This is a genomic window from Aeromonas media, assembly GCF_020423125.1.
Classification (GTDB): domain Bacteria; phylum Pseudomonadota; class Gammaproteobacteria; order Enterobacterales; family Aeromonadaceae; genus Aeromonas; species Aeromonas media.
In genome coordinates this window covers 3,235,700-3,255,154 of sequence record NZ_CP075564.1, presented here as the reverse complement: position 1 = coordinate 3,255,154, position 19,455 = coordinate 3,235,700, and the positions used below count along the sequence as shown (strand labels likewise).

The 19,455-nt window shown below is 61.6% G+C and carries 21 protein-coding genes and 1 riboswitch; of the genes, 18 read left to right on the top strand and 3 right to left on the bottom strand.

The annotated features are described in order from the left end of the window. The first annotated feature begins 264 nt into the window (after positions 1 to 264). From KI797_RS14950 to KI797_RS14885, 14 genes are all read left to right on the top strand, one after another. On the top strand, positions 265 to 1,239 hold the full coding sequence (locus tag KI797_RS14950) for a PstS family phosphate ABC transporter substrate-binding protein (protein ID WP_043131083.1): 975 nt from the start codon (positions 265 to 267) through the stop codon (positions 1,237 to 1,239). A gap of 152 nt (positions 1,240 to 1,391) precedes the next feature. Then, the gene (locus KI797_RS14945) at positions 1,392 to 2,201 is read left to right on the top strand and encodes a M48 family metallopeptidase (RefSeq protein ID WP_139751209.1); all 810 of its coding nucleotides are present in this window, start codon (positions 1,392 to 1,394) and stop codon (positions 2,199 to 2,201) included. Further along, complete coding sequence (locus KI797_RS14940) at positions 2,189 to 2,695, top strand: GNAT family N-acetyltransferase (protein ID WP_226169900.1); 507 nt, start codon at positions 2,189 to 2,191, stop codon at positions 2,693 to 2,695. The genes KI797_RS14945 and KI797_RS14940 overlap by 13 nt, the downstream gene beginning before the upstream one ends. A 110-nt stretch (positions 2,696 to 2,805) precedes the next feature. After that, positions 2,806 to 3,708: an ROK family protein gene (locus tag KI797_RS14935; RefSeq protein ID WP_226169899.1), complete on the top strand. Its 903-nt coding sequence runs from the start codon at positions 2,806 to 2,808 to the stop codon at positions 3,706 to 3,708. A gap of 41 nt (positions 3,709 to 3,749) precedes the next feature. Beyond that, positions 3,750 to 4,475 (top strand): copper homeostasis protein CutC, encoded by a 726-nt coding sequence (locus KI797_RS14930; RefSeq protein ID WP_005324680.1) that lies wholly within the window; start codon positions 3,750 to 3,752, stop codon positions 4,473 to 4,475. Positions 4,476 to 4,506: 31 nt separating this feature from the next. After that, a complete protein-coding gene (locus tag KI797_RS14925) occupies positions 4,507 to 4,602 on the top strand; it encodes a copper homeostasis protein CutC (RefSeq protein WP_404801065.1) in 96 nt (31 codons plus the stop codon). A gap of 151 nt (positions 4,603 to 4,753) precedes the next feature. Then, the gene (locus KI797_RS14920; protein WP_005324672.1) at positions 4,754 to 5,365 is read left to right on the top strand and encodes an FKBP-type peptidyl-prolyl cis-trans isomerase; all 612 of its coding nucleotides are present in this window, start codon (positions 4,754 to 4,756) and stop codon (positions 5,363 to 5,365) included. Positions 5,366 to 5,510: 145 nt separating this feature from the next. Then, positions 5,511 to 6,392: an ABC transporter ATP-binding protein gene (locus tag KI797_RS14915; protein WP_226169898.1), complete on the top strand. Its 882-nt coding sequence runs from the start codon at positions 5,511 to 5,513 to the stop codon at positions 6,390 to 6,392. A 76-nt stretch (positions 6,393 to 6,468) separates the two neighbouring features. After that, complete coding sequence (locus KI797_RS14910) at positions 6,469 to 7,482, top strand: ABC transporter permease (protein ID WP_226173126.1); 1,014 nt, start codon at positions 6,469 to 6,471, stop codon at positions 7,480 to 7,482. Continuing rightward, on the top strand, positions 7,467 to 7,778 hold the full coding sequence (locus KI797_RS14905) for a DUF2845 domain-containing protein (RefSeq protein WP_005324667.1): 312 nt from the start codon (positions 7,467 to 7,469) through the stop codon (positions 7,776 to 7,778). Before KI797_RS14910 ends, KI797_RS14905 begins: the two co-directional genes overlap by 16 nt. Positions 7,779 to 8,249: 471 nt before the next feature. Continuing rightward, a complete protein-coding gene (locus KI797_RS14900; protein ID WP_171276622.1) occupies positions 8,250 to 9,269 on the top strand; it encodes an amino acid ABC transporter substrate-binding protein in 1,020 nt (339 codons plus the stop codon). Positions 9,270 to 9,396: 127 nt separating this feature from the next. After that, positions 9,397 to 10,524 carry an amino acid ABC transporter permease gene (locus KI797_RS14895; RefSeq protein ID WP_226169897.1) on the top strand — a complete coding sequence of 376 codons (1,128 nt, stop codon included), beginning with the start codon at positions 9,397 to 9,399 and terminating at the stop codon, positions 10,522 to 10,524. Positions 10,525 to 10,533: 9 nt separating this feature from the next. Then, positions 10,534 to 11,628: an amino acid ABC transporter permease gene (locus KI797_RS14890; protein ID WP_226169896.1), complete on the top strand. Its 1,095-nt coding sequence runs from the start codon at positions 10,534 to 10,536 to the stop codon at positions 11,626 to 11,628. A gap of 13 nt (positions 11,629 to 11,641) precedes the next feature. Further along, a complete protein-coding gene (locus KI797_RS14885) occupies positions 11,642 to 12,385 on the top strand; it encodes an amino acid ABC transporter ATP-binding protein (RefSeq protein WP_005328952.1) in 744 nt (247 codons plus the stop codon). A 102-nt stretch (positions 12,386 to 12,487) separates the two neighbouring features. Here the strand turns inward: KI797_RS14885 and KI797_RS14880 are convergent, their stop codons facing one another. After that, positions 12,488 to 12,703, bottom strand: coding sequence for a DUF1107 family protein (locus tag KI797_RS14880; RefSeq protein ID WP_005328955.1), 216 nt, complete (start codon positions 12,701 to 12,703; stop codon positions 12,488 to 12,490). Positions 12,704 to 12,880: 177 nt separating this feature from the next. Between KI797_RS14880 and yfcD the strand changes: the two genes are divergently transcribed. From yfcD to KI797_RS14865, 3 genes are all read left to right on the top strand, one after another. Continuing rightward, a complete protein-coding gene (yfcD, locus tag KI797_RS14875) occupies positions 12,881 to 13,399 on the top strand; it encodes an NUDIX hydrolase YfcD (protein ID WP_226169895.1) in 519 nt (172 codons plus the stop codon). 145 nt (positions 13,400 to 13,544) lie between these two features. Then, positions 13,545 to 14,018, top strand: coding sequence for a peroxiredoxin (locus tag KI797_RS14870; protein ID WP_226169893.1), 474 nt, complete (start codon positions 13,545 to 13,547; stop codon positions 14,016 to 14,018). A 124-nt stretch (positions 14,019 to 14,142) separates the two neighbouring features. Continuing rightward, on the top strand, positions 14,143 to 15,108 hold the full coding sequence (locus KI797_RS14865) for a calcium/sodium antiporter (protein WP_226169891.1): 966 nt from the start codon (positions 14,143 to 14,145) through the stop codon (positions 15,106 to 15,108). A 73-nt stretch (positions 15,109 to 15,181) separates the two neighbouring features. On the opposite strand, the gene KI797_RS14860 is transcribed toward KI797_RS14865, so the two are convergent. Further along, positions 15,182 to 16,330 (bottom strand): type III PLP-dependent enzyme, encoded by a 1,149-nt coding sequence (locus KI797_RS14860; protein WP_043131110.1) that lies wholly within the window; start codon positions 16,328 to 16,330, stop codon positions 15,182 to 15,184. Between the two features lie 507 nt (positions 16,331 to 16,837). Further along, positions 16,838 to 16,953: riboswitch (glycine riboswitch) on the top strand. 249 nt (positions 16,954 to 17,202) lie between these two features. Here KI797_RS14860 and KI797_RS14855 point away from each other — a divergent pair. Beyond that, positions 17,203 to 18,579 (top strand): alanine/glycine:cation symporter family protein, encoded by a 1,377-nt coding sequence (locus KI797_RS14855; RefSeq protein WP_226169889.1) that lies wholly within the window; start codon positions 17,203 to 17,205, stop codon positions 18,577 to 18,579. A 110-nt stretch (positions 18,580 to 18,689) separates the two neighbouring features. Here KI797_RS14855 and KI797_RS14850 read toward each other — a convergent pair whose 3' ends face one another. Next, positions 18,690 to 19,406, bottom strand: coding sequence for a lipoyl protein ligase domain-containing protein (locus KI797_RS14850; protein ID WP_226169887.1), 717 nt, complete (start codon positions 19,404 to 19,406; stop codon positions 18,690 to 18,692). Between the last annotated feature and the right edge of the window lie 49 nt (positions 19,407 to 19,455).

Sequence of the window (19,455 nt, the reverse complement as noted above, 5' to 3'; positions counted from 1 at the left end):
AAGAAAGGGGGCTGCGAGAGCGGCCCCCTTGGCATTTGTGCCGCGCCGGGCCCATGTCATCAAAGTGTCATATAAATTCCATAAATTTGTCACTGCCAGGTCAGATACTGGCGCCGTCTTAAGAACAGACCCAGCGTCACCTTGGGAAAGAGGGGACGGATAAAACTCAACAAGCTGACTGATGCAGCCAGCTTGATCACCGCAAGACAGTGTTAATCGGCGCCATGTATTGGCAATTGCCTTCTGTAACTTTGGAGAGATTGGATGAAACTCAACAAACTGGCTGGTGTAATCGGATTCACCGCAGCAACCCTGTTTTCTGTCAGCGCGCTGGCTGCCGGTGTGGATAAAAATCTGCCGGATTACACCCCGACCAGTGGCATCTCGGGCAACCTGTCCTCCGTTGGCTCGGACACCCTGGCCAACATGATGACCCTGTGGGCCGAAGAATTTAAGCGTGTCTACCCCAACGTCAACGTACAGATCCAGGCCGCCGGTTCTTCCACCGCGCCGACCGCGCTGACCGAGGGCGTTGCCCAGTTTGGCCCCATGAGCCGTGCCATGAAGGCCGGTGAAGAGGAAGCATTCGAGAAGCGTTACGGCTACAAGCCGACTGCCATTCGCGTCGCGGTTGATGCCCTGGCGGTATTCGTTAACAAGGACAACCCCATCAAGGGGCTGACCATGGAGCAGGTTGATGCTGTCTTCTCCAGCACCCTCAAGTGCGGCGAAGCCAAGGCGGCCACCAAATGGTCTGATCTGGGTCTGGATGGCAACTGGTCTTCCAAGGATCTGCAACTGTTCGGTCGCAACTCCGTTTCAGGTACCTACGGTTACTTCAAGGAGCACGCCCTGTGCAACGGTGACTTCAAGAGCGGCGTAAACGAACAGCCGGGCTCCGCCTCCGTGGTGCAATCCGTCTCCGCGTCCCTGAACGGCATCGGTTACTCCGGCATCGGCTACGTCACCTCCGGCGTGCGCGCCGTACCGCTCTCCAAAGATGGCAAGACCTTCGTTGAAGCGACGGCAGACAATGCCCTGACCGGCAAGTACCCGCTCTCCCGCTTCCTGTACGTCTACGTAAACAAGGCTCCGAACAAGCCGCTCTCCCCGATGGAGCAGGAGTTTGTGAAGATGATGCTCTCCAAGGCCGGTCAGAACATAGTGGCGAAGGACGGCTATGTGCCGGTACCGGCCAAGATTGTTGAGGCCGACCTGAAGAAGCTGGGCATCATGTAATCCCGCTTTTGCAGCGCAAACAAACGAGCCCGAACGGGCTCGTTTTTATTTTGGCGTCCTGGGATCTTTTTGGTCGCATGGGGTGGCGCCTGGCTTGCACCGGAGGGCGGCATTCCCGAGAATAGGGCAACTTCACGGTAAAGGACCCTCTCATGCGTGCATCTTCCCTGTCCAAATTCGGCCTGGCAGCCTTGTGCAGTGCCCTGCTTGCCGGCTGTGCCCAGTCGCCGACCGGCCGCAGCCAGATGCTGCTCTTCTCCCCCCAGCAGATGAACCAGCTGGGGGCCGACTCCTTCGAGCAGATGAAGAAGCAGGAGAAGGTGAGCAAGGATGCCAGGGTGAATGCCTATGTCTCTTGCGTGGCCAGGGCGGTCACCGCCCAGGTGCCAGCCAGCTATGGCATCACCAGCTGGGAGGTGGTGGTGTTTGACTCCAAGGAGGTCAACGCCTTCGCCCTGCCTGGCGGCAAGATCGGCGTCTACAGCGGTCTGCTCAAGGTCGCCAAGAATCAGGATCAGCTCGCCACCGTCATCGGCCATGAGCTGACCCATGTGCTGGCACAGCACTCCAACGAACGCCTCTCCCGGGATCAGCTGACCGGCATCGGGCTGGCGGTGGCAGATGCCGCCATCGGCAGCAGCCAGGGGGGCGGTGCCACCATGGCGGCGCTCGGGCTAGGGGTTCAGGTGGGGATTGCCCTGCCCTATGGCAGAACCCAGGAGAGCGAGGCCGACAGACTCGGTTTGGAGCTGATGGCCCGCGCCGGCTTCAATCCGGCCCAGGCCATCCCCCTGTGGCAGAACATGAGTGCCGCCTCCGGTGGCAAGGCACCGCCGCAACTGCTTTCTACCCACCCGAGCGACGAGAATCGCATCGCCGAACTGCAAGCCCAGCAGGCCGAGGTGCAGCCCCTGTATCAGCAGGCGCGAGCCGCAGGGCTGGAGCCCAAGTGCAAGGCATAAGCCTGCGGCTGGCCCGTCCCGCCGATGCCGCCGCCATGACGGTGATGCAGCGGGCCAGCTGGCTGGCGGCTTATGGCAGTGTGCTCGGGGAGGATCTGCTAGCCCAGCTGGCGGTCACCGACCATCTGCAGATCTGGCGCCGCCGGCTCGCCGAACCCGCCCCCATCCCCATGCTGCTGTGTCAGGACGAGGTCGTCATCGGCCTGCTCTATTGGCACCTAGCCCATGAAGAGGGGTTGATGACGGCGCGCATCCGGGCGCTCTATCTGCACCCGGATCACTGGCGTCGAGGCCATGGCAAGCGGCTGTGGCAGGCGGTGGCGGTGCAGATGCGCCGGGCCGGTTGCGAGCGCGTCAGGCTCTGGCTGCTCGATGGCAATCACATCGGCGAGGGGTTCTACCTGCGCCGCGGCTTCGTGTTTGACGGCCAGGAGCGCACCCTGACGAGCCTGGGACAACCCTGCCTTCAGCGACAAATGTTCCGTTTGCTTTGAGCTGGCTCCCGTTTTTTGCCCATGCATACTTTATTTTTTTTGCGAATTAATACAATGTGCCCCATCTGGACAGACTGAGGTGACCCGGTTCACCGGCAAGGGAGTGTGGCATGTATTACGGATTTGATATTGGTGGTACCAAGATTGCCTTCGCGATGTATGACGGTGGCCTGAACCTCTGTCACGAAGAGCGCATGAGCACCCCAGGCAATGATTACGAGGGGCTGTTGCAGCTGATCCTGACGCGGGTCGAGACGGCGGACGCCCGCTTCGGTGCGAAAGGCGCCGTCGGCATCGGGTTTCCCGGCATCATCAATCGCCTTGATGGGAGCATAGTGGCGGCGAACCTGCCCGCCATTCACGGTCGTCATCTAGGGGCGGATCTGGCCGCACGACTGGCACGCACCGTCAGCGTCGACAACGACGCCAACTGCTTCCTCTGGTCCGAAGTGCACCAGGGGGCCGCCGCCGAGGCCGAGAGTGCGCTGGGGGTGACCATTGGCACCGGTATCGGTGGCGCCGTCTACCTGGCGGGCAAGCTCATCCAGGGTCGCAACTGGCTGGCGGGGGAGATAGGCCATTACCCGCTGCCTGCCACCATATTGATGAAATATCCCGACCTGCCCCGTCCCCGTTGCGGCTGCGGCCGCCTGGTCTGTTTCGAAACCTACGCCTCGGGCACCGGCCTGGAGCGGCTCTATCACCACTTCCGCGGCGAGCGCGCCAGTGGCCATCTGATAGTTGCCCGCGCCGAGGCCCGGGAACCCGCGGCGCTCTCGGCCATCGACTGCTGGCTGGAGATCCTGGCCGCCGGGCTCGCCACCGCCATCTCGGTGATAGACCCAGAGGTGGTGGTGCTGGGGGGCGGCCTCAGCGGGCTGCCCGCCCTGTATGAAGAGCTGCCCAAGCGTCTGCCCGGCCACCTGCTGCCAGGTGTCGCCCTGCCGGCTATCCGTCAGGCCCGCTTCGGCGGCGCCGGTGGCGTGCGTGGCGCCGCCCTGCTCAATTTATGAGGTCAGGCACTGGGTCTGATCTCCCTGGATAAGGAGTCATCATGACCCGTCTTGAAATCTGCATCGACAACCTGGAATCCCTGTTCACCGCAGAGCGGTCCGGCGCGGATCGCATCGAGCTCTGCTCTGCGCTGGGGCTGGGTGGTCTCACCCCCTCCTATGGTTTCATGCAGCTTGCTGCCCGCCATGCCAGCGTGCCGGTTTACGCCATGATCCGCCCCCGTGCCGGGGATTTCTGCTTCAGTGCCGCCGAGTTCGAACTCATGTTGCTGGATATCGCTGCGGCGCGCTCTGCGGGCCTGCAAGGGGTGGTGGTGGGTTTGCTGGACGAGGGGGGCAGAGTGCCAGCCGCCCAGTTGCAACAGCTGGTCGAGGCGGCAGGTCCCCTTGGGGTCACCTTCCATCGCGCCATCGATCTCAGCTCCAACTGGCGCGCCGATCTGGAGACCATAGTGGCGGCCGGCTGTGAGCGGATCCTGAGCTCCGGCCATGCCCCGACTGCCCTGGCGGGTCTGGAGACCCTGCAGGCGATGCAGCAGACCCTGGCGGGCCGCGCCAGCCTGATGCCCGGCGCCGGGGTCAATGCCGACAACGTGCGCACCATACTCGAGTTCACCGGGGTGAGCGAGGTGCACATGTCCGGCATGGGCTGGCGTGGTGGCATGGTGCCCCACGGAGTGAACATGGGCACCTCGGACGACGGCCGGGTCAATATCACTGACGGCGCCAAGGTGGCCGCGGTGCGGGCTTTGCTGGACAAGGCCTGATAGGTGCCGCGCGGCGGCATGGTGTCTCTCCGTGGGATTCAATATGGGCACCTCGGACGACGGCCGGGTCAATAATAGCGACGGCGCCAAGGTTACTGCGGTACGGGCCCTGCTGGATCGCGCCTGAGCAGATCGCCGCCGATGGGCGGCGTTCATCCCCTTCTTCTGTGAAGTCTCTCCCACGGGCGGGGAAATCAGGAAGGCAGTCGGCAGCACCTCGCCAAAAAGTCTGATATTATCCCGTCTCTTTTACCCTCAGGACCCGGAGCAACATCTCAATGTCCCAATACGACTCTATCGAACAGAAGGCCAGCTATGGCATCGGCCGCAACATGGGTGATCAGCTGGCGCAGCAAGCCTTTGCCGGTCTGGATATCCCTGCTCTGCAACAAGGTCTGGCAGATGCCCTGAACGGCCTGGAGTTCGCGGTCAGCCGTGACGATATCAATGATGCCTTCCAGGTCATCACCGCCCGCATGCAGGAAGAGCAGGAAGCCGTTGCCAAGGCCGCCGCCGCCGATGGCGAAGCCTTCTTGGCCGACAACGCCAAGCGCGCCGACGTGAAAGTGACCGACTCCGGTCTGCAATACGAAGTCATGGTAGAAGGCAATGGCGCCGTGCCGGTAGCCGGTCAGTCCGTGCGTGTGCACTACCACGGTACCTTCACCCACGGTGGCGTGTTCGACAGCTCGGTCGCTCGCGGCCAGCCTGCCGAATTCCCGGTCACCGGCGTCATTGCCGGCTGGGTAGAAGCACTGCAGATGATGCCGGTTGGCTCCAAGTGGAAGCTCTACATTCCGCAGGATCTGGCCTACGGTGCCCGTGGCGCCGGCTCCATCCCGCCGTACTCCGCTCTGGTCTTCGAAGTGGAGCTGCTGGACATCCTGTGATCCGGCTGGCGTGATGCAAACGGCGACCCCTGGGTCGCCGTTTGTTTTTGCGCGCCGCCACGCCCTGGTGGATGAGCCATGGCCTTCTCGGGAGATTTGGATATAGTCAGGACGTCGCACTCTCGGCCACCCAGGGAGACAGGCCATGGCTGCCATCATCGAAGTCGTCGATCTCATCAAGCACTTCCCCGGAGTCAAGGCGGTGGACGGACTCAGCTTTGCCATTCCCGCCGGGAGCTGTTTCGGCCTGCTCGGCCCGAACGGGGCGGGCAAGACCACCACCATAGAGCTGCTCGAGGGGATCCTCACCCCGGACAGCGGCCAGATCCTGTTTCATGGCGCTCCCCGCGGCCCCGACTATCGCTCCCGCATCGGCATCCAGTTCCAGCACACGGCGCTGCAGGATTTTCTGACGGTGCGCGACACCCTGCGCCTGTTCGCCAGCCTCTATCCCAACCCCCTGCCACGGGAACTGCTCATCGATCTGTGCGCCCTTGGGGAGTTCATCGACAGGGACAGCCGCAAGCTCTCGGGCGGCCAGCGTCAGCGCCTGCTGCTGGCCCTAGCTCTGCTCGGGGATCCCGAACTGCTGTTTCTGGACGAACCCACCACAGGGCTGGATCCCCAGGCCCGCCATCACTTCTGGCAGCGGATCGAGGCGATCAAGGCCCAGGGCAAGACGGTGGTGCTCACCACCCACTACATGGACGAGGCCCAGCAACTGTGCGATCGCATCGCCATCGTGGATCACGGTCATCTGCTCAGCCTGGACACGCCGGCGGCCCTGCTGGCACAGCACTTCGACGGTGTGCTGGTGCGTCTCGCGGATCACCCGGCCCTCGCCAGCCTGGGTTATCCGCTGCGGCCCCACGGCGATCAGGTGGAGCTGAACTGCCCCGACGTGGCGGCCTTGCTGCCAACCTTGTTGAGCTTGGGGGTACCGCTGACCGGCATGCAGGTACGCTCCCCCAATCTGGAGGATCTCTTCCTGCACCTGACCGGCCATAGCCTCCGGAGCGGCGCATGAACGCCGCCCCATGGCGCCGCCCCGCTGTGGCGCCTGCCAGCATGTTACCGATGCCAGCCTGCTCAAGGAGCGGAAGATGACGGGATCTCTCAAGCGCATAGGTGCGCTCTTCTACGCACGCAACCTGGAGTTCGTGCGCGACAGGGCGGCCTTGGTCTGGAACCTGCTTTTTCCGCTCCTGCTGGTGATTGGTTTCTCCCTCATCTTCTCCGGTCCCCCCAAGCCGCTGGTACAGATAGGGGTGGTGGGGGAGTTGACGACGGCCTATCAGCCCCTGACCCATATCCCGCTGCTCAAGCTCATTTCCTATGACGACGAGGCGAGGGGGGTCCTCAAGGTGCGCCATCACCAGCTGGACTTGCTGCTGTCACCGGCGCGCGGCCACTACTGGGTCAACCCGGACGCCCCCCAGGGGGCAATGGCCGAATACCTGCTGCGCCAGGCGGTGCGCGCGCCCCTGCAACGAGAGGCCCTGAGCGGTCGGGCCATCCGCTACGGCGACTGGTTGTTGCCCGGGGTGATCGGCATGAACCTGATGTTCTCCGGTCTGTTCGGGGTCGGTTTCGTCATCGTGCGCTATCGCAAGAACGGGGTACTCAAGCGCTTGCGGGCCACGCCACTCTCGGCCGCCGAGTTTCTCTGTGCCCAGCTGTTGTCACGTGTGCTGATCACCCTGGTGGTGAGCCTGCTGGTCTTTCTGGTGGCTTACTGGCTGCTAGGTGTGCCCCTGCTCGGATCTGGCTGGCTGCTGCTCTTCATCGCCCTGGTCGGCGGGACCGCCATGGCCTCCCTCGGGCTGCTCATCGCCGCCCGTATTCAGAACGAGGAGCTGGCGAGCGGTTTGCTCAATCTCATCAGCTTGCCCATGATGTTCTTATCCGGCGTCTGGTTTTCGCTGGAAGGCTCTCCCCCCTGGCTGCAGGCCGTGGGGGCCCGCTTGCCGCTCAGCCAGATCATCGAGGCCGCCCGTGCCGTCATGCTGGAAGGGGCGGGCTGGCAGGCTGTGGCGGGGACCCTGGGTCAAGTCATGGTGTTTGCCCTGGTGTGCATCACGCTGGGGGCGGTGCTGTTCAAATGGAGCGCAAAATGAAGTCAATTCTGTGGTTGCTGCTGGTAGCGGCCTTACCGGTGCATGCCGGCACCCTGCGCTGCAAGAGCGCCCTGTTGACCGAGGGGGACACCACGGCCGAACTGCTGATCCGCTGCGGCCAGCCGCTGCTCAAGGAAGATCTGACACGCTACGAGGAGAACGGCTTCGGGGCGCGGATGACGGTCAAGTATGCCGAACGCTGGACCTACAACTTCGGCAGGAGCGAATTCATGCAGTTCGTCACCGTCGAAAACGGCATCATCACCGAGATTGAAGACGGTCCCCGTGGTGGTTGAGTCGCGTATTGCTCCCGGGCCGGCACCCTGATCTAGAGCTTAGGCCCCATCCCCACCAGAAGATCCCCTGTTGATATCAGTTTGCCACCCTACATCGCGAAATATCGGCAAAGCCTTCCCTTTGTTTGCCGCTCCCAGGGTTGGGTCTGCTGGTGGAAAAGCGAGCCTGATGAGTCAGTTGGAAGCAGATCTTGCTGCCCCATCCCGGTGCATCCCATTTTTTTGCGAAAATAATCCTCACAGCGGGAATGGCCTTTAACAGCAGGCTATTTGGCGAATAAGGGTCTACTTTTGATTCTAAGAGTGCATATCACTTCGTTCGAACATTTTGTGCTGTTGCACCACGGTTGGGCCGGGTTGCACCGATTGACAAGTTTTTGAACCGCTGGATAAGCTGCGAAAAAGCAGGGAAACGATGGCATCTTGCTAGGTTCTGGTGCCAATGCGAATCAAACCACAGGGAAGAGTGACATGAAGCAGATACACAAGGCAGGTATGGTGATAGTGCTGTCGCTGGCGGCAGCCAATGTCTGGGCAGAGGGCACCCTGGATGCCGTGAAGAAGAAGGGGTTCGTGCAGTGCGGGGTCGGTGATGGCCTGCCCGGTTTCTCCAATCCGGACGCCAAGGGCACCTGGACCGGGCTGGACGTGGACGTGTGTCGCGCGGTCGCCGCGGCCGTGCTCGGGGATGCCGGCAAGGTCAAGTATGTGTCCCTCACCGCCAAGGAGCGTTTCACCGCCCTGCAATCCGGTGAAGTGGATCTGTTGTCGCGCAACACCACCTGGACCCTGACCCGGGACGGGTCGCTCGGCCTGACCTTCGCCGGGGTGAACTACTACGATGGCCAGGGTTTCCTGGTCAACAAGTCCCTCGGGGTCAAGAGCGCCAAGGAGCTGGACGGAGCCGCTGTCTGCATCCAGTCCGGCACCACCACAGAGCTCAACCTGGCGGATTACTTCCGTGCCAATGGCGGCATGAAATATACCCCTGTGGTGTTCGACACCTCGGATCAGACCGTCAAGGGATTCGAAGCGGGACGTTGCGACGTGCTGACCTCGGATCAATCCCAGCTCTACTCCCTCAAGATCAAGCTGACCAAGCCGGGGGATGCCTTGGTACTGCCCGAGGTCATCTCCAAGGAGCCGCTGGGCCCCGCCGTGCGTCAGGGTGACGAGCAGTGGTTCAAGGTGGTGCGCTGGAGTCTCTACGCCATGCTCAACGCCGAAGAGGCCGGTGTGACCAGTGCCAACGTGGACGAGATGCTCAAATCCACCAACCCGGACATTCGTCGCCTGCTGGGGCTGGAAGAGCCCAAGGGCAGCGTGCTGGGGCTGGATGACAAGTGGGCCTACAACATAGTCAAACAGGTCGGCAACTACGGCGAGTCGTTCGATCGCAACGTCGGCGCCGGCTCTCCCCTCAAGATCGACCGCGGCATCAACGCACTCTGGAACAAGGGTGGCCTGATGTATGCCCCGCCTATCCGCTAAATAGACAGCTGTCGGGGGGCCTGGCCCCCCATTTCCCCCTTGCCTTGGCTTTGTCGGAGTCATCCTCATGGCGATACAAGCATCAAACCATAGGAAAGAACAGGGCCGCTGGTGGTATGACGCTAAGGTGCGGGCGCAGATATTCCAGTGCCTGGCCATTGCGGCCGTTCTCGCGTTTCTGTTCTACATCATCAACAATGCCCTGACCAATCTGGCGACCCGTGGCATCACCACAGGTTTCGATTTTCTGGGCAACACCGCCGGGTTCGGCATCTTGCAGAGCCTGATCCCGTACGACGAGACCTACACTTTTGGTCGTACCTTCGTGGTCGGCCTGCTCAATACCCTGCTGGTCTCGGTGCTCGGCATCCTGTTTGCCACTCTGCTCGGCTTCGTGCTCGGGATAGCGCGTCTCTCCCGCAACTGGTTGGTAGCCAAGATAGCCACCGTCTACATAGAGACGTTTCGCAACATTCCGCTGCTGCTGCAGATCTTTTTCTGGTACTTCTCGGTGCTGCGCACCCTGCCGTCTCCCCGTGAGAGTGTGGAGCTGGGAGGGCTCGCCTTTTTGAACGTGCGGGGCTTCTATCTACCCAAACCCTTGTTTGAAGAGGGATTTGGCTATGTGCTTTGGGCCCTGCTGATCGCTGTCGTCCTGAGCTGGGGGCTGAGTCGCTGGGCGCGGCGCCGTCAGGCGCTGACCGGCAGGATCTTCCCGTTCTGGCGCTGTGTGGCCGCTCTGGTGATCCTGCTCCCTGCCATCGTCTTCCTGCTGGCAGGCAGCCCGCTCTCCTGGAGTGTGCCAGCCTTGCAGGGCTTCAACTTCCGTGGGGGCTTGACGGTGCTGCCCGAGCTCGCGGCCCTGCTGCTGGCGTTGACCATCTATACGGCGGCCTTCATCGCCGAGATAGTGCGATCCGGCATCCTGGCCATCAGCAAGGGGCAGACCGAGGCCGCTTCCGCCCTCGGGCTCTCGCCCACCAAGACGCTGCGGCTGGTAGTCATTCCTCAGGCGATGCGGGTCATCATTCCCCCGCTGACCAGCCAGTATCTGAACCTCACCAAGAACTCCTCGCTGGCCACCGCCATCGGTTATCCGGATCTGGTCTCGGTGTTCATGGGCACCACCCTCAACCAGACCGGGCAGGCCATTGAGGTGATCGCCATGACCATGGGGGTCTATCTCATCGTCAGTATCACCACCTCAGTCCTGATGAACATCTACAACCGCAGGATGACGCTGGTCGAGCGTTAGGGAGCTGTCATGTTTGTGAACGAGTTGCAGGAGGCGCTGCCGCCTCCCGATCATCGCCGGGGGCCGGTCGCCTGGATCAGGCAGAACCTCTTCCCCAACTGGTGGAACGGCCTGCTGACCCTGGTGCTGGCCTACCTGCTGCTGCCACTGCTCTGGTCGGCGCTGGACTGGGCTATCTTCTCCGCCAACTGGCAGGGGAGCAGCCGTGCCGACTGCGCCCAGGGCGGGGCTTGCTGGGTCTTTATCGAGAGTCGTCTGGGGCAATACCTCTACGGCTTTTATCCGGTCGATCAGTATTGGCGCATCAATCTGGCCTTCGCCGGTCTGGCCGTGCTGCTGGCGCTGCTGATCTGGCCGCGCACCCCGCGCAAGGGCTGGCTGGTGCTCTTTACCCTGCTGGTATCCCCTGTCATCGCCTTCGTGCTGATCCATGGCGGGGCCGGTCTCGAGGTGGTGGAAACAAATCGCTGGGGTGGCCTGATGCTGACCCTGGTGCTGGCGGTGGTGGGCATAGTGGTCGCTCTGCCATTCGGGATCCTGCTGGCATTGGGACGCCGCTCCCACATGCCGGTCATCTCCAGCCTCTCCACCGTCTATATCGAGTTCTGGCGAGCGGTGCCGCTCATCACTGTGCTGTTCATGGCCTCAGTCATGCTGCCGCTGTTCATGACCAGCGAGGTGGAGCTCGACAAGCTGCTGAGGGCGCTTATCGGCATCATTCTGTTCCAGGCGGCCTATGTGGCCGAGGTGGTGAGGGGGGGGCTGCAGGCGATCCCCAAGGGGCAGTACGAGGCGGGTGAAGCCTTGGGGCTCTCCTACTGGAAGGTGATGGGGCTGGTCATCATGCCTCAGGCCCTCAAGATCACCATTCCCTCCCTGGTGAACACCTTTATCTCCCTGTTCAAGGACACCAGCCTGGTGTTGATCATAGGGCTGTTCGATCTGCTGGCCATCTCCAAGGTGGCGCTGGCGGATCCGGCCTGGTTGGGATTCTCCACCGAGGCCTATGTGTTCATCGCCATGATCTTCTGGATGTTCTGTTTTGGCATGTCCCGCTACTCCATCTATCTGGAGCGCAAACTCAACACCGGTCACAAGCATTAGGAGTAGTTTCGAGATGAAAACGGACGCTGTGGTAGAACTCAAGGATGTCAACAAGTGGTACGGTGAGTTTCATGTGCTGCGCAACATCAATCTGCAGGTGGGCAGGGGGGAGAAGATCGTCATCTGCGGGCCGTCTGGCTCGGGCAAGTCCACCATGATCCGCTGCATCAACCGGCTGGAGGAGCATCAGAGCGGTGACATCCTGGTCAAGGGGACGGCCCTGACGTCGGATCTCAAGAACATAGAGACGGTACGCCGCGAGGTGGGCATGGTGTTCCAGCACTTCAACCTCTTCCCCCATCTGACGGTGCTGGAGAATTGCTGCCTGGCGCCCATCTGGGTCAAGCAGTTGCCACGCAAGGAGGCGGAGGAGATCGCCATGACCTTCCTGCGCCGGGTCAGGATCCCGGAGCAGGCCCTCAAGTACCCGGGCCAGCTCTCCGGCGGTCAGCAGCAACGGGTCGCCATCGCCCGCAGTCTCTGCATGAACCCCCAGGTCATGCTGTTTGACGAGCCGACCTCTGCGCTGGACCCCGAGATGGTGCGCGAAGTGCTGGATGTCATGGTGGAGCTGGCCCATGAGGGCATGACAATGCTCTGCGTCACCCACGAGATGGGCTTTGCCAAGCAGGTGGCGGACCGGGTGATCTTCATGGACCGCGGCCAGATCATCGAGGAGAACGTGCCTGACCAGTTCTTCGACCACCCCCAGTCGGAGCGAACCAAGCTGTTCCTCTCCCAGATCCTGCAGCACTGATGCGGGTCAGACGGGGCCAACCCCATTGAAAATAGCCCGCACGCTCGGTGAGCGGCGGGCAAAGACGTGCATGGAAGCAGACTACAAACGGAAAGGAGTATGTCAGCCCGGCAACAGGGCGGTGGTGCGCAGATCGCGCACGGCCAGGTTGATCTGCCGGGCCAGGCTCAGCGCCTGGCGGCAGCTCAGCGTTCTCACATCGATGATTCCCCCCTGAAATTCAAACCGCCCCAGAGCCTCTACCATGAAGCTGCCGTGATGGAAGCTTTTGATATAGCGGGCAATTCGACGAGGAGACAACTGCTTGAACACCTTCATGGCAAGAGACCCTGTTGTTTGGACAGGGCACACTATGCCGCCTCACAGTGACACTGATGTGACACTTGATGAAGGTTTGTATGAATCCTTGTTATGACGGGCTGGCGTCCTGCTCCCGGCGTTGAAAAAGTAGTGCAGCCCCCGGCCCCGGCACCGATATACTGCGGCCATCGCAGGATGGACAAGGTGCCGCACGTGGAGTGGGTGGACGTAGTAGACGAGCAGGACAGGGTGATCGGGGTGGCCGAGCGCACCCGGGTGCGTCAGGAGAATTTGCGCCATCGCGCCAGCTATATTCTGGTGCTCGATGAGGCCGGGCGCGTGCTGGTGCAGCGGCGTACCCTGAGCAAGGATTTCTGTCCCGGCATGCTGGATGCCTGCGCCGGTGGCGTGGTGACCACGGGGGAAGCGATGGAGCCCTCCGCCCGGCGCGAGCTGGCCGAGGAGTTGGGGATCCGTGATGTGCCCCTGCAAGACTTCGGCACCTTCTACGCCGAGGGGGAGGCGAGCGGGGGAGGTTATCGGGTCTGGGGCGGTCTGTTCAGTTGTCATTATCAGGGGCCGCTGCAACTCCAGGCGGAGGAGGTGAGCGAGGTGTACTGGATGAGTCTGGCCGAGATAGCCGAGCGGGCCGATGAATTCACCCCGGATTCATTGCTCGCCATCGCCACCTGGCAGGCGCGGCGCCCGGCATAAGGCAGAGGTTCTGGCTGCCGAATTCACGTTGAACTTTCTGCTGACATTGCCATCAGGCAGGTGCGACGACACGGGCGAACCGGTGTCGTCTCTTTTCTGGTTGGAGTAGACTGGGCCTCTTTCAATCACTTAAGGACGAGACATCATGATCACGGTCGGACAATCCCTGCCCGCAGGGGAATTTACCTTTATCACCGCCGAGGGCAAGCAGCTGAAGGATACCCAGGCCCTGTTTGCGGGCAAGAAGGTGGTGCTGTTCGCGGTGCCAGGGGCCTTCACCCCCACCTGCTCCAACGCCCATCTGCCCGGCTATGTGGTGCTGGCGGACAAGTTCAAGGCCAAGGGGGTCGATGCCCTCTATTGTCTCTCGGTCAACGATGCCTTCGTGATGAAGGCGTGGCAGGCGGCCCAGAATGCCGACGCCATCACCATGCTGGCGGATGGGAACGGCAGCTGGACCCAGGCGCTCGGCCTTGCCAAGGAGACAGGCGCCTTCGGCGGCCTGCGTGCCCAGCGCTTTGCCTTGATCGCTAATGACGGCGTGGTCGAGCAACTGTTCGTGGAGGCTCCAGGCAAGTTCGAGGTGTCTGATGCGCAGAGTCTGCTGGCCGCGCTGTGAGATGTTAATCATTGTTTGATTTCATCTTGAAATAGCAAGGCGGCTCGATACACTGAGGCCGCGTTTGGATGGAGCCAGGCTAGCCGCCTGGCTCTCGTGTTTGCAGTCGATGAGATGGAAGAATATGACCCTGGCTTTTGTTGCCCTGATTGCCGGACTGGCGTTGCTGGTCTGGAGTGCGGATAAATTTGTGGACGGTGCAGCCGCCACCGCTCGTTATGCCGGCATGCCGCCGCTGCTGATCGGTATGGTGATCATCGGTTTTGGTACCTCGGCCCCCGAGATGGTGGTCTCGGCCCTGGCATCCATGCAGGGTAACCCGGGCCTGGCCCTGGGCAATGCCTATGGCTCCAACATCACCAACATCGCCCTCATTCTGGGACTGACAGCCCTCATCAGCCCTATTGCCGTCTCCTCTCAGGTGGTGCGCAAGGAGATCCCCATACTGCTCGGCATCACCCTGCTGACCGGTGCCTTGCTCATCGATGGTCACCTGGGGCGTAGCGACGCCCTCATTTTGGGTGGCGTCTTCATCGTGCTGCTGGGCTGGTCCATCTGGACCGGGATCAAGGGGAAGGGCGACGCCCTGGACGAAGACGTGAATGTGGAGATCGACAGCGAAGCCATGCCGCTCAAGAAGGCCATCTTCTGGTTGATCGTCGGCCTGGTACTCCTGGTAGGCGCTTCCCGCCTGCTGGTGTGGGGTGCGGTGACCATAGCCCAGGCATTTGGCATCAGCGATCTGGTCATCGGCCTGACCATAGTGGCGGTGGGTACCTCGCTGCCGGAGCTGGCCTCCTCCCTGATGGCCATCAAGAAGAAGGAACATGACCTGGCGCTTGGCAACGTGCTCGGCTCCAACCTGTTCAACACCCTGGCCGTGGTCGGCATCGCCGCCGGCATAGCGCCCCTTGACGTGGACCCGGCGGTGCTCTCCCGCGACTGGAGCCTGATGATGGGACTGACCCTGCTGCTGCTGGTGATGTGCCTGGGCCGCAAGGGACAGGGCCGCATCAACAGGGTGGAAGGAGGTCTCTTGCTCTGCATCTTCGTCGCCTATACCGGTTGGCTGTTGACCAGCCAGTTCTGATAATGGCATGACAAGACAAAAAGAAGGGGAGCCAATGGCTCCCCTTCTCTATGCACATTCGTGGTCAAACTGTTCAGGCCACCGCCACCAGTTTCTGCTTCTGGGCGCTGTCCAGAATGAGGATGCTCGCCTTGGGGAAGAAGTTGAAGGTGGAGGCCGACGCCCAGGTGTAGGCCCCCATCACCCGGCCCACCACCAGCTCGCCGATGGCCAGATCCGGCAGCATGATGCCGTCGCGAATGACGTCCACACTGTCGCAGGTGGGGCCGGAGAGCACGGCATTGTGCAGCGGGCCCTGGGCATAGGGGGTGCTCACCGGGTAGGTGACGTGGTCATAGAGCTGACCGTTGTAGCTGCCGTAGAGGCCGTCATCCAGGTAGTACCAGATCTTGTCACCGCGGTGGGCCTTGCCCATCACGCTGGACACCGAGGTCATGGCCGGTGCGCTGATGAAACGGCCCGGCTCGGCAATTTTCTGCACGGTGGCGGGCAGCTTGGCGAGTGCCTCGCGGATCGGGGCGCAGAAGCCGTCGATGTCGAACTCGCCGCCCTCATAATCCACCGGGAAACCGCCGCCGATGTCCAGCACCCAGGGCTTGAGCCCCAGCTCCCAGGCCTGCTCCATGATCTCGCGGCAGGCATCGATGGCCTGCACATGGCGACGGGCGTGGGGCACCTGGGACCCGACGTGGAACGACAGCCCCATCACCTTGATCCCCTTGGCCTGGGCCAGTTGCAGCAGCGGCAGTGCCTGCTCCGGGGTGCAGCCGAACTTCTTGGAGAGATCGACCTTGGTCTCGGGATTCGGGAAGCTGACGCGCAGCAGCAGTTTGACCTCGTCCTTGTAGGGCAGGAATTTCTCCAGCTCCAGCGGGTTGTCATAGACAAACACGGTGCAGCCGAATTCCAGCGCATAACGGATGTCACTGTCGCGTTTGATGGGATGGGTGTGAATGCAGCGTCCCGGGCGAACCCCTTGGCTGCGCACCAGATCCACTTCGCCATTGGTGGCCAGATCGAAACAGGCCCCCTCTTCCTTCAAGACAGAGACCACAGCCTCATGGGGCAGGGGCTTGAGTGCATAATGCAAGCGCACATCGGGCAGGGCGGCGGCCAGGGCCCGATACTGTTTGCGGACGGCTGCCTTGTCGAGCAGCAGCAGGGGGGAGCCAAATTGTTCAACCAGCTGACGGTAATCTTGTGCGACCAGGGTCTCGTTCATTCTCTTTTGATCATCCTTAGGGGGCGTGATATGCCCAAGCCATATGCGATTGAACCGGCGACGGCCGGCTCAGGCGAGTGGTCCGGAGGGACCGACCAGGCACAATGCATAAGTCCCTTGCAAAGTGCTTAGTTATGCGCGGGATTATCGACTTATTGAGTTTGCGTGCAAGCATTTTGATTGGATATGTTGGCAAGTATTTCTGGTCGAGACGAAACATCATCTTGATATGGGGCAGTCTGCGTCTTTTGGTGTGCGTCATCATCAGACAAAACTTCATAACTTATTGATAGTTAACGAACATTTAACATGCGTTTCGCTGCTGGTCGGGACAGAAAAAAATGGCGTGGAGTCCGGCCGAGTGGGAGACAGCTCACATTTTTTGGATTAACATGCCCGCTTCCTAATCCAAACTAGTTCGGATGAAGGTAGCAGGAGAGCGATGGGGGACCATCCACCGAAGAAGTGAATCTTTCAGGTACCGGGCAACCGGTGTGGACTGCTACTGGACGATACTCTGGAGAGACCCGTTAGATCGGGCGCCGAAGGAGCAAGGCACCATGACGACCCGCAGGGGCAGGCTGGTGCCGGAAACTCTCAGGCAAAAGGACAGAGGGGATGGGATGGTTGTACCTGAGCTTGGAACTGTTCACGATCTGTCACGAGAGGTCGTCAGCAAGGTAAAGAGCAGCGCAGGAACCGGAGTGTATGTGAATACATGAGGCTTCCGAGCAGCGCATGAGCCTTGATCACGGCCTCGCAATAAGAGTGTGAACACGTTCTTGGCCTGCATCCGATCGCCTTTGGGGATCGCGACACCTATGGGAAGATCATCCTTCTCCTCCTTAATCATTGTTTTTTAAGGAGGATGCATGTCATCAATTCAATCGACGCTCGCTGCCATCGATAGCTTTGTCTGGGGTCCACCCCTGCTGATCCTGCTGGTCGGGACCGGTATCTATCTTACTCTGCGATTGGGGCTGCTTCAGGTCGTGCGCTTGCCGCTCGCCCTGCGTCTGGTCTTTGGCCGCGATCAGGGTCAGGGCAAGCAGGGGGACGTCTCCAGCTTCGCCGCCCTCTGTACTGCGCTCTCTGCCACCATAGGCACCGGCAACATCGTCGGGGTAGCCACCGCCATCAAGCTGGGTGGCCCCGGCGCCCTGTTCTGGATGTGGATGGCGGCGCTGTTCGGCATGGCCACCAAGTACGCCGAGTGCCTGCTGGCGGTCAAATACCGCGAGCAGGATGCCAACGGCCAGATGGCTGGTGGCCCCATGTACTATCTGGAGAAGGGGCTCGGCTCCAAACCGCTCGCCAAGCTGTTTGCCCTGTTCGGCATAGGCGTCGCCTTCTTTGGCATCGGCACCTTCCCCCAGGTCAACGCCATCTCCGACGCCATGAGCCTCTCCTTCTCAGTGCCCCGTGAAGTGACCGCCGTGGTGCTGACTCTGATCGTGGCGCTGGTGACCCTGGGCGGTATCCAGTCCATCTCCAGCGTGTCGAGCAAGGTGGTGCCCTTCATGGCCATCTTCTACATCCTCGCCTGTGCCGGGGTCCTGGTGAACAACGTTGGCGCCTTGCCCAATGCTGTCATGCTGGTGATCGAGAGCGCCTTTACCGGCCATGCGGCCACCGGCGGCTTCGTCGGTGCCGGCATCATGCTGGCGATCCAGTCCGGGGTGGCGCGCGGGGTCTTCTCCAACGAATCGGGTCTGGGCTCTGCGCCCATAGCCGCGGCGGCGGCCAAGACGGACTCCTGCGTGGAGCAGGGGCTGGTCTCCATGACCGGCACCTTCATCGACACCATCATCATCTGCACCATGACGGGCCTGACACTGGTGGTGACCGGGGTGTGGAGCGGGGACTTGAGCGGTGCCGCCATGACCAGCCAGGCCTTTGCCCAGGGGTTGGATGCCTACATCGGCCAGTATCTGGTGAGCATTGGCCTCCTGTTCTTCGCCTTTACCACCATCCTCGGCTGGAACTACTATGGCGAGCGCTGCACCGAGTACCTGTTCGGGGTGAAGGCGATCAAGCCCTATCGCATCGTCTATCTGGTATTGGTGGCGAGCGGTGCCTTCCTTCATCTGGATATGATTTGGCTGCTTGCGGATATCGTCAACGGCCTGATGGCGGTACCCAACCTCATCGGCCTCATCGGCCTGCGTCATGTGGTGATCGCCGAGACCCGGGCCTACTTTGGCCGCGACTGCGATACCGAGTCGGAACCCGAGCCGCAGACGGCCTGAACGCCTCCGTTCGTTCCACGTGCGCCTTGAAAAGAACAAGCCACGACTCGGGTCGTGGCTTTTTTGTGCGCTGTGTTTATGGATGGGTATTTTCTCCCTTCGGGATATGGTCAGGGTGAGGGGGACTGCCCCTCGCTCAGCAGGCTATCCAGACGTGCTCGCACTTTCTCTACCAGTGCCTGATCGCTACCGCGCCAATCGATGCAGCTTGCCAGTGTGGTGGAGGTTCCCGTCATAAAGCGCAGTTCGCCGCCCGCCAGCTCGTAGAAGCGGCTCGCCATCCGGGTACCTTCGTCCACATCCCCCGCCACCAGCAACATGGCCTGGGCCAGCACGGCGCCTTGGTGATCCTGCCCTGGCGCCAGCCAGCGCTGGGCGGTGCCGGTTACCTTGCGACCCCCGATCACCAGATTGTACTGGCCGTCGCAAAACGATCCGGGCACGAAGTCGTTGTTTCCCGTCAGGCCGTATTCGCCCAGCAGGGCCAGCAGCGGCGCCCCCAGCTGATGGTAATAGTGGCCAAGATCCGTGGTGGTGCGGGGCAGCAGCAGGGAGAGGTTGAGGATGCCAGCCCCGTGGGGCACGGCGGTGCCGCCGCTGTCACGCACAAATACGGGCCAGCCTTCGGTGGCGAGTTGTTCACAGGCGGCTGCGTAACGGGGGAGTCGGGTGTCTTTGCGGGTGACGATGAGGCACTGGGGCGCCTGCCAGAGGTGAGCGCGGGGCTGGCCATCATGGGCGCATTCTCGTAGCCAACGCTGCTCCTCGGCCAGTATCTGATCCGGGGTGTAGTTGGTGGGCAGGGAGGAAAGCAGGGTATAGGTCATGAAGGGCATCCTGAGCAGAGGCTGCCCAGCACAGTACCCGTGACGGAGG

Coding starts and splice junctions, on each gene's coding strand:
- KI797_RS14930 (WP_005324680.1), top strand. CDS start 3,750: ATGACCCGTCTTGAAATCTGCATCGACAACCTGGAATCCCTGTTCACC.
- KI797_RS14910 (WP_226173126.1), top strand. CDS start 6,469: ATGACGGGATCTCTCAAGCGCATAGGTGCGCTCTTCTACGCACGCAAC.
- KI797_RS14900 (WP_171276622.1), top strand. CDS start 8,250: ATGAAGCAGATACACAAGGCAGGTATGGTGATAGTGCTGTCGCTGGCG.
- KI797_RS14945 (WP_139751209.1), top strand. CDS start 1,392: ATGCGTGCATCTTCCCTGTCCAAATTCGGCCTGGCAGCCTTGTGCAGT.
- KI797_RS14870 (WP_226169893.1), top strand. CDS start 13,545: ATGATCACGGTCGGACAATCCCTGCCCGCAGGGGAATTTACCTTTATC.
- KI797_RS14920 (WP_005324672.1), top strand. CDS start 4,754: ATGTCCCAATACGACTCTATCGAACAGAAGGCCAGCTATGGCATCGGC.
- KI797_RS14950 (WP_043131083.1), top strand. CDS start 265: ATGAAACTCAACAAACTGGCTGGTGTAATCGGATTCACCGCAGCAACC.
- KI797_RS14890 (WP_226169896.1), top strand. CDS start 10,534: ATGTTTGTGAACGAGTTGCAGGAGGCGCTGCCGCCTCCCGATCATCGC.
- KI797_RS14850 (WP_226169887.1), bottom strand. CDS start 19,406: ATGACCTATACCCTGCTTTCCTCCCTGCCCACCAACTACACCCCGGAT.
- KI797_RS14915 (WP_226169898.1), top strand. CDS start 5,511: ATGGCTGCCATCATCGAAGTCGTCGATCTCATCAAGCACTTCCCCGGA.
- KI797_RS14855 (WP_226169889.1), top strand. CDS start 17,203: ATGTCATCAATTCAATCGACGCTCGCTGCCATCGATAGCTTTGTCTGG.
- KI797_RS14905 (WP_005324667.1), top strand. CDS start 7,467: ATGGAGCGCAAAATGAAGTCAATTCTGTGGTTGCTGCTGGTAGCGGCC.
- KI797_RS14885 (WP_005328952.1), top strand. CDS start 11,642: ATGAAAACGGACGCTGTGGTAGAACTCAAGGATGTCAACAAGTGGTAC.
- yfcD (WP_226169895.1), top strand. CDS start 12,881: ATGGACAAGGTGCCGCACGTGGAGTGGGTGGACGTAGTAGACGAGCAG.
- KI797_RS14880 (WP_005328955.1), bottom strand. CDS start 12,703: ATGAAGGTGTTCAAGCAGTTGTCTCCTCGTCGAATTGCCCGCTATATC.
- KI797_RS14860 (WP_043131110.1), bottom strand. CDS start 16,330: ATGAACGAGACCCTGGTCGCACAAGATTACCGTCAGCTGGTTGAACAA.
- KI797_RS14865 (WP_226169891.1), top strand. CDS start 14,143: ATGACCCTGGCTTTTGTTGCCCTGATTGCCGGACTGGCGTTGCTGGTC.
- KI797_RS14935 (WP_226169899.1), top strand. CDS start 2,806: ATGTATTACGGATTTGATATTGGTGGTACCAAGATTGCCTTCGCGATG.